Consider the following 12210-nt stretch of genomic DNA (forward strand, 5'->3'; position numbering starts at 1 on the left):
AAGTGAGTAGTATGAATATGGTGGAAAAGTCTGGGTCATATAAGAAAATGATCCAGACTTTTTGTATATTAAAGTAATATCCAAATTGATACTATAAATAGTCCAACTAAATACAAAGTCAAAAGTAATTTATATTGATACATAAGTGCAAGGAAATCGCGTAAAAGCGCTTTATCTAGAAAATGATAAGGCGTTGAACTTCCTAATCCTATTATGTTTATATTTAACTTTTGTGCAAGACGTAAGGCTCTTAAAATATGAAACTGACTCGTCACACATAAAATATTAGGGACATTTTCAAACGATGTATTAATGAAAGATTTAGAATATAAAAAGTTCTCATATGTACTGCTTGATTGTGATTCCATCAATATTGAAGAAGATGACACGCCACATTTCATGAGATAATTCTTCATTGCTAAAGCCTCTGAAATTGGTTCGTCAGGACCTTGACCACCACTTACCAATATGTTGCAATTATGCGACTGTACTTTATAGATTTTTAAAGCTCTATCCAGTCTAGAGGCTAGCATAGGAGTGACTGTTTCAGTGAATATACCTGCGCCAAGTATAAGAATCACATCATATTGTTTATGGGTTTTAGCACGTTCAAATGCAGAAGAAAAAATTAAATATATAATGAAAGCGTAACAAGCACTAAATAAAATTAAAGCAATCCATAAAAACATGCCATTTAAAATAGATAATGGTATTGTACTAAGATATATAAATATACCAATAAATAAGACACCATTTATTAATCTACGAAACATTTTGTTTAAGAAACGGGTTCCTTTTTTTATTTTAAATAGATGAGAATGTTTGACAAGCAAACCGATGGTAGAAATGATAATTAATATAAACAATCCAGTTGGTAGAGTCATGGTCATGATATTAATGAGATTAATGGTGAAACATAATATCACGCTTGTAATAAAAAAAGAAAGGGAGATAAAATGTCTTATATTAAACAAAACACTTAGGATAATAATTAAAACAATAAATAATAAAATGATTGCTAGCATATTTAATAACCTCATATCTATTTATATATTTAAATGTAATGAAAGGGTCACAATTTAGCAACTATTATATTTTTCTATTTGTTTTCAACGTGGAAAATTATTGATATTATTTAACAGAGTATAAAAATTAACTACATAATATATGAAATTATTTAAGTAAGGAGATTTGTAATGAATAGAATCTCAAAAAATCATATTGAATTTATGAAACATTTCATAGACGATACAAATACATTAACGTCTAAACTTTTAAAAGATCAACAAGTAAAATATGGTGTTTCTACTGAGCAATCGAATGTACTACGATTACTTAGTCATCATCAAGCTTTATCTATAACAGAAATTACTGAAAAACAAGGGGTTAATAAAGCGGCAGTAAGTCGTCGTATAAAAAAATTAATAGAAAGTGACTTTGTTGCATTACAGAAGCCTAACGATAAAATAGATCAACGTTTAAAGTATATTGTCTTAACAGAGAAAGGGCGCCAATATACGGAAGAAAATAACGAAATTATAAGTCAAATTGTGAATGATATGGTTAAAGACTTATCTAGTAGTGATATAGAAAAAGCTCTGAGTGTGCTTTATATTATAGATGAACGTGTGAAGCAGTTTAATGCTAAGGTAAAATAAACGTTAATCGGAAGTTATCTCCACAAGAAAAAAGGGTTATAATATTTGTGTGAAAAATATAAATGACATTGCATCTTATGAGAGGAAGTTGATGAGAAAATGAAACAATGTCCTTATTGTGGACAAGAATTAAATAAAAGTGATAAGCAATGTTCTAATTGTGGAAATATGATACCAAAAGAAAAAAATAAAGAAACATCGTCCTCTCAATCAGAACAATCTAATTTAAAATTTAAAAAGTTTATTCCGTGGGTCATTATAGCTTTCATTGTTGTTTTAATTGGTATTGTTTTCATACTATTAAGAAATTTCAATTCCCCCGAAGCTCAAACTAAAATTCTTGTAAACGCGATTGATAACAATGACGCTCAAAAAGTAGCGACATTAATTAGTACTAAAGATGTTCCTGTAGATGATGAAGAAGCAAGTGTTTATATTCAATATATTAAAGATGAAGTTGGAATGATGAAATTTATTCACGATGTCAAATACACAACAGATAAATTAAATAAAAGTAATCATGATTCTGCCTATATACAAACAAAAACAGATAAAAATGTATTAAAAATTAGTAAAAATGGAACGCGTTTTTTAATCTTTAATAATATGAGTTATAGACCACCTATAAAAACGGTTATTGTTAAGCCGAAAATAGATACAAAATATAAATTTAAAGCTGGTGGAAAACGTAGAGTCATTCATGCAAAGGCGAATCAAGCAACTTCTATTGGCAAATACATTCCAGGTGTTTATGCTATCGATGCTGAAAAAGACACGGAATATGGACATTTTACAGGTCAAATGAAATTTGATTTTAGATATGCTAAAGGAAATACTGTGGATGTTAATGAGAACTTTAACGAAGCTGCACTTAAAGTTAAATTAAAGGGTAAAAGTGACTTAGATAAAAACACATTAAAAGTAACTATTAATGATAAAGAAATGAAATATGATGCATCAAAAATATATGGTCCATATCCTCAAAATAAAGACATTAGTGTTTCAGCTACAGGTATGGTTAAAGACAAAACATTTACGTCTACAAGTAAAACAATAAAAGCAAAAGATTTAGGAAACATTAATAGTGCCATACTGGACTTTGATGAAGATAAAATTTCTGATTATGTTTCAAAGAAAACTGAAGAAGAAAGTATACTTAGAGTTACGTTAGAACCATTTTTTAATCAATATGCTTATGCTCTAAATAATGCTATTAATCAACAACATTTTGATATAATAAGTCCATTTCTAAAAAATAAGTCTGATGCATATATAGATATAAAAAATCATTTAAGTGATTCAAAGCATTTTGAGTTCTCACAGTTGTTAAGTGCAACTCAAAGTGGAGATATTATTAAAGCTAAAGTACAACAAATTAATCAACGCGAAGAAATAGAATATGTCACTTATGAAATAGAAGAAAATAAAGATAATGGAATATTACAAATTATAAACATTAAATAGATACTAAGGAGAATATTTAAATGGAACAAAGACATAACCAAGATAAGCATTCCTTGTTATTTATTATTATTCTAGGTATGTTGACTGCTATAGGACCTTTAGCGATTGATATGTTCTTACCCGGTTTACCTGAATTGAAAAATGATTTCAACACTACGACAGCTCATGCTCAATTAACACTATCGTTTTTTATGATTGGTCTTGGAATTGGTAATTTATTTGTAGGACCGATTTCCGATAGTTTGGGGCGTAAAAAACCTTTAATTATCGTTATGACCATTTTTACTCTTGCAAGTCTCGGAATCATATTTGTTCATAACATATGGCTTATGATTATCTTAAGACTTTTACAAGGTATTACTGGGGGAGGCGCGGCAGTTATTTCAAGAGCCATTGCAAGTGATTTATATAAAGGTAATGAATTAACTAAATTCCTATCTTTATTAATGCTAGTTAATGGTGTTGCTCCAGTTATTGCGCCTGCGCTTGGAGGTATCATTTTAAGTGTAGCAGTTTGGAGAGTCATATTTGTTATATTAACTATCTTCGGTATATTAATGGTAATGGGGAGTCTAACAAAAATACCAGAATCGTTAAGTTTAGAGTATAGAGATAGCAGTGGTATCAAAGTGATATTTCAGAATTTTAAAAGCTTATTAGGTACACCACGATTTGTGCTACCCATGCTCATACAAGGTGTTTCATTTATTTTATTATTTAGTTATATTTCTGCTTCACCGTTTTTAGTTCAAAAAATTTATGGTGTCTCTCCACTGCATTTTAGTTGGATGTTTGCTGGAATAGGAATAACATTAATCGTCTCTAGTCAATTAACAGGAAAATTAGTAGATTATATTCATACGCAAACACTTTTAAGGTTATTGACATGTATCCAAATTATTGGTGTATGTATTGTTTCGTTAACGCTCATCCAACATGGATCATTCATTTTTTTAGTGATTGGTTTTATAACATTAGTAGCTCCAGTTACAGGTGTAGCTACTTTAGGGTTTTCTATTGCGATGGAGGAAAGTACCACTGGTAATGGTAGTGCTTCAAGTTTATTAGGACTTGTACAATTTTTATTTGGAGGTATTGTTACACCTTTGGTAAATGTAAAAGGAGAATATAACAGTATGCCTTATCTAACAATCATTATTAGTGCAATTGTAATCCTTGTTATTTTACACCTTATTAATTTTAAAGTGTTTAAAACAAAAAGATAAATAAAAAGGAGCAAAACAGAGTTTAATTTGATTCTGTCTTGCTCCCTTCTTTATTATCTCTGTAACTTAATTGTATTGGATAATAAAGAATTTGCTACTTCTTTAGGACTTTCTTGGCAACCGCTTCTTAGCCAATAAAGAATTACTCCAATTTGACCGCTAATGGTATAAGAAATAAAAAGTCCTCTATTTTGAATTAAGGTTTCATTTTCAACTAAAATCTTATCGTAATATTTCTTTGTAATATCTAAGTAGTCCATAACTAAACTTCTATTTGGATTTGAGATAAAAATAGCGTGAAAAAAAGATTTCTTTCTATATATATATTTAAGAATAATATGAAAGAACTTAAATACTTTTTCAGGCTCTTTTTTTATATTGTGAAAATTATTAGAAAGTGTTTTTAATAATTTTTCATACTTATTTAGATGGTAACTTTGGATTGTAGACAATAAGTCATATTTATCCTGAAAATTATCATAAAATGTTGAACGATTAATTTTACTTTGTGCACATATCATTTTAATTGAAATTTGTTCGAAGGGATAATCTTCTAGCAAATCGATCATACTTATTATAATTTTATATTTCGCTTTTAATTTCATGCATGTCACCTAAATTTAAAAAATAACCGACAATTTTTTAAGTTTTGTTGGTGTTTTTTTTACTGATATGTCTTTATAATATATAAAGTGATTTTTAAAAGCAAATAGGAGGAAAGTTCAATGAAGAAAATGGTGTTAATCAATATCATTACTATCGTTGCTTTAGTTATTATCGGAGTAGTTGGATTTTATTTCTATCATAATGCAACTAGCTATGTAACAACTGATAACGCTAAAGTTGACGGTAATCAAATTAAAATTGCGAGTCCAGCATCTGGACAAATTAAATCTTTTGACGCAAAACAAGGCGATCAATTGAAAAAAGGTGACACAGTCGCAGAAGTAACTGCTCAAGGTCAAGATGGTCAAACTCAAGATCAAAAAATTAAAATGCCACAAGATGGTACAATTGCTAAAACTGATGGAATGGAAGGTTCTATCGCTCAAGCAGGTTCACCAATTGCTTATGCATATAATTTAGATGATTTATACATTACAGCTAATATCGATGAAAATGATTTAAGTAGCATTGATAAAGGCGATAAAGTTGATGTAACAATCGACGGTCAAGATTCTAAAATCGATGGTAAAATTAAAGAAATCGGAAAAGCAACTGCAAATAGTTTCTCATTAATGCCATCATCAAACAGTGACGGTAACTATACTAAAGTTTCACAAGTGATTCCTGTGAAAATTTCTTTAGATTCACAACCATCTAAAAATGTTGTTCCTGGAATGAACGCTGAAGTTAAAATCCATAAAGACTAAGGAGGTCATAAAATGACAGTGACCTTCATTATTGGATATATCGTTGCAGCGGTCATTTTAGTTGGTTTAATTAATTTATTCGTGTTGAAATCACGTCATAAATCTAAATTAAATCAATCAAAGGGACAACAAGTAAATGAAGAATCTAAGAGTCAAAATAATCCATCTAAATTTAAAATGAGTGACTTAGAACAAAATAACGATGCAAAGAATGCATCCTCTTCTCAAATCAGTGAAGAGAAAAAACGTTACTTTAATAATGATCAATCTCATTATAAGGAAGATAACGATATCAATAATGATAAAAGAAAAAATCATTTTGAAGAAGAACAAGAGCAACAAGATTCATCTTCAGAACAAATTCATCCTGAGCAAAAACAAACGTCACATTCCTTACACTACTCAGATGATGAACAACGCAATACGCATTCTGAAGATACAGTAAATCATAATGATAGAGATGTTAATAATCAACATCTTTCCAAAGATTCTATTTATGAACCTATTAATCCTGATTCACAAGAAGGACGTGTGAACGAACGTATAAAAAATCAAAACCAAGATTTTGTTTTCGGTAAAGGGATTACAAGAGGTAAAATTTTAGCTGCTATGTTGTTTGGTATGTTTATCGCAATTTTAAACCAAACATTACTTAATGTAGCTTTACCTAGAATTAATACAGAATTCAATATTTCTGCTTCAACTGGTCAATGGTTGATGACAGGATTCATGTTAGTAAACGGTATTTTAATACCAATAAGTGCGTTCTTATTTAATAAATATTCATATCGTAAGCTATTTTTAATAGCGCTTGTATTATTTACAATTGGCTCATTAGTTTGTGGTATTTCAACTAACTTCCCAATTATGATGGGAGGACGTGTTTTACAAGCGATTGGCGCAGGTATATTAATGCCATTAGGATCTAATGTAATTGTTACCATTTTCCCACCTGAAAAACGTGGTGTGGCAATGGGAACAATGGGTATCGCAATGATTCTTGCTCCAGCGATTGGGCCAACATTATCTGGTTACATCGTCCAAAATTATCATTGGAATGTTATGTTTTATATGATGTTTATCTTAGGACTACTTGCTTTCTTATTTGGATTAGCATGGTTCAAAATTTATCAAAAAACAATCAATCCTAAAGCAGATTATCGTGGTATCGTATATAGTACAATTGGATTTGGTGCTTTATTATATGGCTTTAGTGAAGCTGGTAATAAAGGATGGGGTTCAACTGAAATCATTATAATGTTTATCATTGGTGTTGTGTTCATCATCTTATTTGTTATTCGTGAATTAACAATGAAAGCACCAATGCTTAATTTAGAAGTGCTAAAATCACCAACATACACACTTACTACTGTTATAAACATGGTAGTAATGATGAGTTTATTCGGAGGTATGATTTTATTACCATTATATCTTCAAAATTTACGTGGTTTCTCAGCATTAGATTCTGGTTTACTATTATTACCAGGATCATTATTAATGGGGGTATTAGGACCTGTTGCTGGTAAATTACTTGATACAATTGGTCTTAAACCACTTGCTTTATTCGGTATTGCAGTGATGACTTACGGAACGTATGAATTAACAAAACTGAATATGGATACTTCTTATCTTCATATTATGAGTATTTATGTAATACGTTCAATAGGTATGGCGTTTGTTATGATGCCGTTAATAACTGCAGCTATCAATGCCTTACCACCTCGCTTAATTTCTCATGGTAATGCGTTCTTAAATACGATGAGACAATTAGCTGGTTCAATTGGTACTGCGATTCTCGTTACTGTAATGACAACTCAATCTACAAATCATCTGAATGCATTTGCAACTGAATTAGATAAAACTAATCCAGTCATTCAAGATCATGTACGTGAAATGGCCGCACAATATGGGGGTCAACAAGGTGCATTACAAGTTATCTTGACTTATGTAAATAAATTAGCCTCAATCGAAGGGATCAATGATGCGTTTTGGATTGCTACAGCATTAAGTGTCTTAGCATTCGTTTTAAGTTTATTCTTAAAAGGAAAAAAAGGTGCTGAAGCTGAACATAACAGATTGATGAGTAAAGAAAGTAATAAATTTTAATAAATAAAAAAGGTATTGGACATATAAAACGTTCAATACCTTTTTATTTTATTAAATATAGAATGAGATGACATGTCTATTTGATTCTAGGATGACGATTTCTAAAGAAAAAGCTTATAAATAATAATGCTAAACTACTTGAAAGTAAGATCAATGCATTGTGAATAGCATCTGCTTCAGTAATAATTTGATTTGGTGCTAAATCTAAGAAAAAATGATGCAAGTTCTGAGATACTTGGTTTCCTACCATTTGAATTGTATAACTAAAGGAAAAAGCAATCATTAACACAACAGCGATAACGATGAAATTAATCACTTTTAAAATCGTTCTATTAAATACAATGGTTAAAATTGAAATAATCATGCTAAGAATACATAAAACGAAAAATATATTAAAGGCTAGAATAAATTTATCTATGATACCTTGTAAGTTAGCGACTTCACTAATATTAATATTGAGCGGTCCAATCTGAGTAGTTGTATTTTGAAAGTTTTTAATCTCAGAGAAATCAATCGCTTGATTTGCAAGAACAAAATTTAGAATAGGCTGTTTATACATGCTATAACAAGTAATCCCTACAAGTATAAGAATGATGATATGTATAATTAAACTTATCCACGAATTTTTCTTTTTACCATAATAAGCTTGTTGGTTAACACGGACATATGGGGGGCGATTTGTTTGATATCTATTAGGATTTTGATTTTGCATTATTATTACTCCTTTGCCGTCATTCATTTGTTTTCTATAGTTGACTCATTTATACTGAATTTAATATGCAATAGGCAATTATATGAACTAGATTGCTCATTTTTAATCATATAAATAGTATTATATCGTTTTTTTAAGCTTTCTGTAATAAAGTTTGATTAATTTTATAAATTTATAAGGTAGGTAAAAATTTTATGAAAACACGCATGGTAAATAGAATTGTTAATAAATATTTACTACATAATCGCTCAATTCAGTTTAAGAGTGAAGACGAGTTTAACTCGTTTATGGAGCGTAGAAAAGATATTAATAGAGCGAAACATAAGCAACCTCCAACTTTAAATGTGAAAGCAAATCTTGATAAATTATCTTTAGGAGATATGCAAGTGTTTAGATTTAATTTTCGTCACGAAACTAAAAAGAAAATTTTGTATATTCATGGTGGGTATAACACGTTACAACCTTCTCCATTCCATTGGAGATTAATGGATAAACTTGCACTCAACACTTTATATGAGGTCGTTTTACCGATATATCCTAAAGCACCAGAGTTTCATCTTAAAGATACATTTAAAGCAATTAATAATGTATATGAATCGTTATTAAGTGAAGTTAATAATGAAAACATTGTTATTATGGGTGATGGAACTGGTGGAGCACTTGCACTTAGTTATGTACAACAATTAGTAGAAAATGACAAACCTTTACCATACAAAATATGTTTAATTTCTCCGATGCTTGATGCAACAATGACAAATCCTCAAATTACTGAATATTTGGTTGAAAAAGATCGCTTTGTTAATATTCAAGGGCTTCAAAACATAATGAATGTGTGGAGTGATAAAGAACCATTATCAAATCCTTTAATTTCGCCGATATATGGAATAAAACAAGGATTGCCACCAATTATAATGTTTGGTGGTGGTAAGGAAATTTATTATCCAGATATGCAACGTTTGGCATATGAATTGGAAACGCATCATCAATCTATACAATTTTTTGAGTATCCAAAAATGTTTCATGACTTTGCGTTATTCCCAATTCATGAATCTCATAAGGTGATTAAACAAATTAATAAGGCAATTCATGAATAATGATAAGGATTAAAGTAGAATCGAGTTAGATTTTACTTTAGTCCTATATTTTTATATTGAATATTTATTGACTTGCGATAATAATTCACTAATTATATCATGTTGGCCTTTACAATGATAATAAGTATCGAGAGATTGTGCCAATCTTAAGTTTTCTTTGGGTTCATAAGTTGTAGTATGTAACTCTATTACATTTAAAAGTTGTTTTTCAACGTCTTGCGAATATCTTTTTAGATTAGCTATTAAATCATTTTCATCCGTAGTCGTTTTAATTTCTCTATCTAATGCTTCTATCGCTTGTTTTTGTCCTTGGTAAAAACTAATATTAAATGTTCGTTGAATGAGCTCTCGACTAGGTCCATTCATAAATAGTGAACGGTTTTCATTTAATTCAATTAAATGTATTTTAAGTGTATCACTAAGGTCAAATAGTGTGTTTTCTAAGATTTCAGAAATAGTGTCTGTCATTATGCCTCTCCTTTCTTTGGAATGCCAATTTGATGTCCTAATGATTTAGGCCAGCGCTTATCATATTGAGAATCATAGTATATTTGGATATTAGATTTATAGTGTGCGGGGAAAGAAGCAGGTCGGCGTGTTGAACGATTAATACCCATCATCATTATTTCGCTTGTTGCAGCTAAAGTTTCATCATTTTTAAATAATTCTAAAAAGAAGTGAACACGTTTTTCATCATAATTATAAATACGAACACGAACTGAAAATGATTCTTCGAAGTGTAATTCCTTTAAATAGGTTGTATGTTCTTCGACTGTAAATGTTGTATAATTAAGCGCTTCTCTTTCTTTCAATGATAAACCATTATAATGATTAAATTCACTAATAACTTCACTGAAAACTGAATTATATTCTGCATCGTGCATATGTTGGTTAAAATCAACTTGAGAAGATACTACACTTTTATGAATAATAAATGGATAGTTCATAATATTTTATCCCTTCTTTAAAATTTTATAAAAATACTTTACTAACATAAAATAACACATACACAATATTTAATTCATGGTAGAATGATAACCGTATGGTTAAATAGGAGGAAACAGAAAGATGACCATGATAATTCGATATCAAACTAAGGACGAACCACTAACTCAAGTTGAACAAATCAGTGATGTACCTAATAATGCTACTATTGTGTGGTTGGATTTTGAAGATGCAACATCCAAAGAAAATGATTTTTTGATTGAAAACTATAATTTTAACTATTTAGAATTAGAAGATGCCATTAAAGGGGTACCACGAGTTAAATATAAATCTTATGATGATTACCAATACATGGTATTTCATAGTATGCATAAAGATAATTTTACTCCTATAGCATTGAACGTATTTCTAGACGGAAAAACATTAATTACTTATCATCAACATCATTTTGAATCATTAATGGAAGTTGTCAAGATGAATGCGCGTAAACATGATCCAGATTTAGATTGTGCTGATATCGTTATACATATCCTTGATATGATGGTAGATAAATATTTTGATTTTGTTTATACCATTGAAGATGAGGTATACAACTTTGAAGATGCACATGTAGATGATACACATAGTAAAAAAGTAATGGATAATGTCTTTCAATTACGTTCTAATCTTATAAAAATAAAACGTGTATTATTCCCAATGCAGGAACTTGTGAATACAATTAAGACTGAAGGTAACTTAATTGTAGATTATAAACATTCAATGTATATTCAACATATTGATGATCATATTATTAAACAAAATAATATTATTAGAACCTCTCAAGAAATGACAAATGAAATTCGAGAAAATTTTGAATCTTATTCTTCTTTTAGAATGAATAGTATTATGCAAGTATTGACACTCGTGTCAGTTATATTTTCTCCTTTAACATTTATAGTAGGCGTATATGGAATGAACTTTGAATATATGCCAGAGTTAAAATGGCATTATGGTTATTTTATTTGTTTAACTATAATGTTACTCATTTCAATTGCATTAATTCTCTTCTTTAAAAAGAAAAAGTGGTTTTAATATAGAACATAGTTTAAGGAAAGTAGGTTGTTACATGAGTGATATCCAAAGAGAGCAAAGAAAAAATGAACATGTAGAAATTGCAATGGCACAACAAGATGTCCCTCAATCAGATTTTGACCGTATGAGGTTTGTACATCATTCAATTCCAAATATCAATGTGAATCAAGTGGATTTAACGAGTCATACTTCAAATTTTGATATGACATTTCCCTTGTACATTAATGCAATGACAGGTGGAAGTGATTGGACTAAGACAATTAATGAAAAGTTAGCAGTCGTTGCTAGAGAAACAGGCTTAGCTATGGCTGTAGGATCTACACATGCAGCTTTAAGAAATCCTAAGATGGCTGAATCATTTAGTATTGTACGTAAAACAAACCCTGAGGGCATTATATTTAGTAATGTAGGTGCAGATGTACCAGTAGATAAAGCTGTTAAAGCAGTTGAATTATTAGACGCACAAGCTTTACAAGTACATGTGAACGCACCACAAGAATTAGTGATGCCAGAAGGGAATAGAGAGTTTTCGACATGGTTAGAAAATGTGGAAGCAATTGT

General features: G+C 29.8%; 12 protein-coding genes and 1 pseudogene. 8 read left to right on the forward strand and 5 right to left on the reverse strand.

The features are described from left to right. Window positions 1-68 precede the first annotated feature (68 nt). Window positions 69-1025 carry a YdcF family protein gene (locus tag HMPREF2930_RS07565; RefSeq protein ID WP_017174926.1) on the reverse strand — a complete coding sequence of 319 codons (957 nt, stop codon included), beginning with the start codon at window positions 1023-1025 and terminating at the stop codon, window positions 69-71. A 171-nt stretch (window positions 1026-1196) separates the two neighbouring features. On the opposite strand from HMPREF2930_RS07565, the gene HMPREF2930_RS07570 reads away from it, so the two are divergent. From HMPREF2930_RS07570 to HMPREF2930_RS07580, 3 genes are all read left to right on the forward strand, one after another. Beyond that, window positions 1197-1658 (forward strand): MarR family transcriptional regulator TcaR, encoded by a 462-nt coding sequence (locus tag HMPREF2930_RS07570; protein WP_017174925.1) that lies wholly within the window; start codon window positions 1197-1199, stop codon window positions 1656-1658. Window positions 1659-1757: 99 nt separating this feature from the next. After that, window positions 1758-3122, forward strand: coding sequence for a membrane-associated protein TcaA (locus HMPREF2930_RS07575; RefSeq protein WP_017174924.1), 1365 nt, complete (start codon window positions 1758-1760; stop codon window positions 3120-3122). 20 nt (window positions 3123-3142) lie between these two features. After that, window positions 3143-4348: a putative multidrug effflux MFS transporter TcaB gene (locus HMPREF2930_RS07580; RefSeq protein ID WP_017174923.1), complete on the forward strand. Its 1206-nt coding sequence runs from the start codon at window positions 3143-3145 to the stop codon at window positions 4346-4348. 53 nt (window positions 4349-4401) lie between these two features. Here the strand turns inward: HMPREF2930_RS07580 and HMPREF2930_RS07585 are convergent, their stop codons facing one another. Continuing rightward, a complete protein-coding gene (locus HMPREF2930_RS07585) occupies window positions 4402-4953 on the reverse strand; it encodes a TetR/AcrR family transcriptional regulator C-terminal domain-containing protein (protein ID WP_017174922.1) in 552 nt (183 codons plus the stop codon). Window positions 4954-5073: 120 nt separating this feature from the next. On the opposite strand from HMPREF2930_RS07585, the gene HMPREF2930_RS07590 reads away from it, so the two are divergent. Further along, complete coding sequence (locus HMPREF2930_RS07590; protein ID WP_017174921.1) at window positions 5074-5721, forward strand: HlyD family secretion protein; 648 nt, start codon at window positions 5074-5076, stop codon at window positions 5719-5721. Between the two features lie 12 nt (window positions 5722-5733). Beyond that, entirely contained in the window at window positions 5734-7827 is a 2094-nt protein-coding gene (locus HMPREF2930_RS07595) for a DHA2 family efflux MFS transporter permease subunit (protein ID WP_017174920.1), read from the forward strand. A 76-nt stretch (window positions 7828-7903) separates the two neighbouring features. On the opposite strand, the gene HMPREF2930_RS07600 is transcribed toward HMPREF2930_RS07595, so the two are convergent. Beyond that, a complete protein-coding gene (locus HMPREF2930_RS07600; protein ID WP_017174919.1) occupies window positions 7904-8539 on the reverse strand; it encodes a hypothetical protein in 636 nt (211 codons plus the stop codon). Window positions 8540-8733: 194 nt separating this feature from the next. On the opposite strand from HMPREF2930_RS07600, the gene HMPREF2930_RS07605 reads away from it, so the two are divergent. Further along, complete coding sequence (locus tag HMPREF2930_RS07605) at window positions 8734-9633, forward strand: alpha/beta hydrolase fold domain-containing protein (protein WP_017174918.1); 900 nt, start codon at window positions 8734-8736, stop codon at window positions 9631-9633. 51 nt (window positions 9634-9684) lie between these two features. On the opposite strand, the gene HMPREF2930_RS07610 is transcribed toward HMPREF2930_RS07605, so the two are convergent. Together HMPREF2930_RS07610 and HMPREF2930_RS07615 are read right to left on the reverse strand one after the other, a co-directional pair. Further along, on the reverse strand, window positions 9685-10101 hold the full coding sequence (locus tag HMPREF2930_RS07610; protein ID WP_017174917.1) for a hypothetical protein: 417 nt from the start codon (window positions 10099-10101) through the stop codon (window positions 9685-9687). Beyond that, on the reverse strand, window positions 10101-10580 hold the full coding sequence (locus tag HMPREF2930_RS07615) for a thioesterase family protein (RefSeq protein WP_017174916.1): 480 nt from the start codon (window positions 10578-10580) through the stop codon (window positions 10101-10103). The genes HMPREF2930_RS07610 and HMPREF2930_RS07615 overlap by 1 nt, the downstream gene beginning before the upstream one ends. A 121-nt stretch (window positions 10581-10701) precedes the next feature. Between HMPREF2930_RS07615 and corA the strand changes: the two genes are divergently transcribed. Continuing rightward, window positions 10702-11649 (forward strand): magnesium/cobalt transporter CorA, encoded by a 948-nt coding sequence (gene corA, locus HMPREF2930_RS07620; RefSeq protein ID WP_017174915.1) that lies wholly within the window; start codon window positions 10702-10704, stop codon window positions 11647-11649. A 34-nt stretch (window positions 11650-11683) separates the two neighbouring features. Continuing rightward, window positions 11684-12210: pseudogene (locus tag HMPREF2930_RS11780) on the forward strand (type 2 isopentenyl-diphosphate Delta-isomerase); the annotation flags it as partial.

The organism is Staphylococcus sp. HMSC068C09 (genome assembly GCF_001813735.1).
In the GTDB taxonomy this organism is placed as follows: domain Bacteria; phylum Bacillota; class Bacilli; order Staphylococcales; family Staphylococcaceae; genus Staphylococcus; species Staphylococcus hominis.

What these genes read in the sequence shown, in the direction of transcription:
- HMPREF2930_RS07565 (WP_017174926.1), bottom strand. Translation starts at nt 1,025, where the DNA reads ATGCTAGCAATCATTTTATTATTTATTGTTTTAATTATTATCCTAAGT.
- HMPREF2930_RS07570 (WP_017174925.1), top strand. Translation starts at nt 1,197, where the DNA reads ATGAATAGAATCTCAAAAAATCATATTGAATTTATGAAACATTTCATA.
- HMPREF2930_RS07575 (WP_017174924.1), top strand. Translation starts at nt 1,758, where the DNA reads ATGAAACAATGTCCTTATTGTGGACAAGAATTAAATAAAAGTGATAAG.
- HMPREF2930_RS07580 (WP_017174923.1), top strand. Translation starts at nt 3,143, where the DNA reads ATGGAACAAAGACATAACCAAGATAAGCATTCCTTGTTATTTATTATT.
- HMPREF2930_RS07585 (WP_017174922.1), bottom strand. Translation starts at nt 4,953, where the DNA reads ATGAAATTAAAAGCGAAATATAAAATTATAATAAGTATGATCGATTTG.
- HMPREF2930_RS07590 (WP_017174921.1), top strand. Translation starts at nt 5,074, where the DNA reads ATGAAGAAAATGGTGTTAATCAATATCATTACTATCGTTGCTTTAGTT.
- HMPREF2930_RS07595 (WP_017174920.1), top strand. Translation starts at nt 5,734, where the DNA reads ATGACAGTGACCTTCATTATTGGATATATCGTTGCAGCGGTCATTTTA.
- HMPREF2930_RS07600 (WP_017174919.1), bottom strand. Translation starts at nt 8,539, where the DNA reads ATGCAAAATCAAAATCCTAATAGATATCAAACAAATCGCCCCCCATAT.
- HMPREF2930_RS07605 (WP_017174918.1), top strand. Translation starts at nt 8,734, where the DNA reads ATGAAAACACGCATGGTAAATAGAATTGTTAATAAATATTTACTACAT.
- HMPREF2930_RS07610 (WP_017174917.1), bottom strand. Translation starts at nt 10,101, where the DNA reads ATGACAGACACTATTTCTGAAATCTTAGAAAACACACTATTTGACCTT.
- HMPREF2930_RS07615 (WP_017174916.1), bottom strand. Translation starts at nt 10,580, where the DNA reads ATGAACTATCCATTTATTATTCATAAAAGTGTAGTATCTTCTCAAGTT.
- corA (WP_017174915.1), top strand. Translation starts at nt 10,702, where the DNA reads ATGACCATGATAATTCGATATCAAACTAAGGACGAACCACTAACTCAA.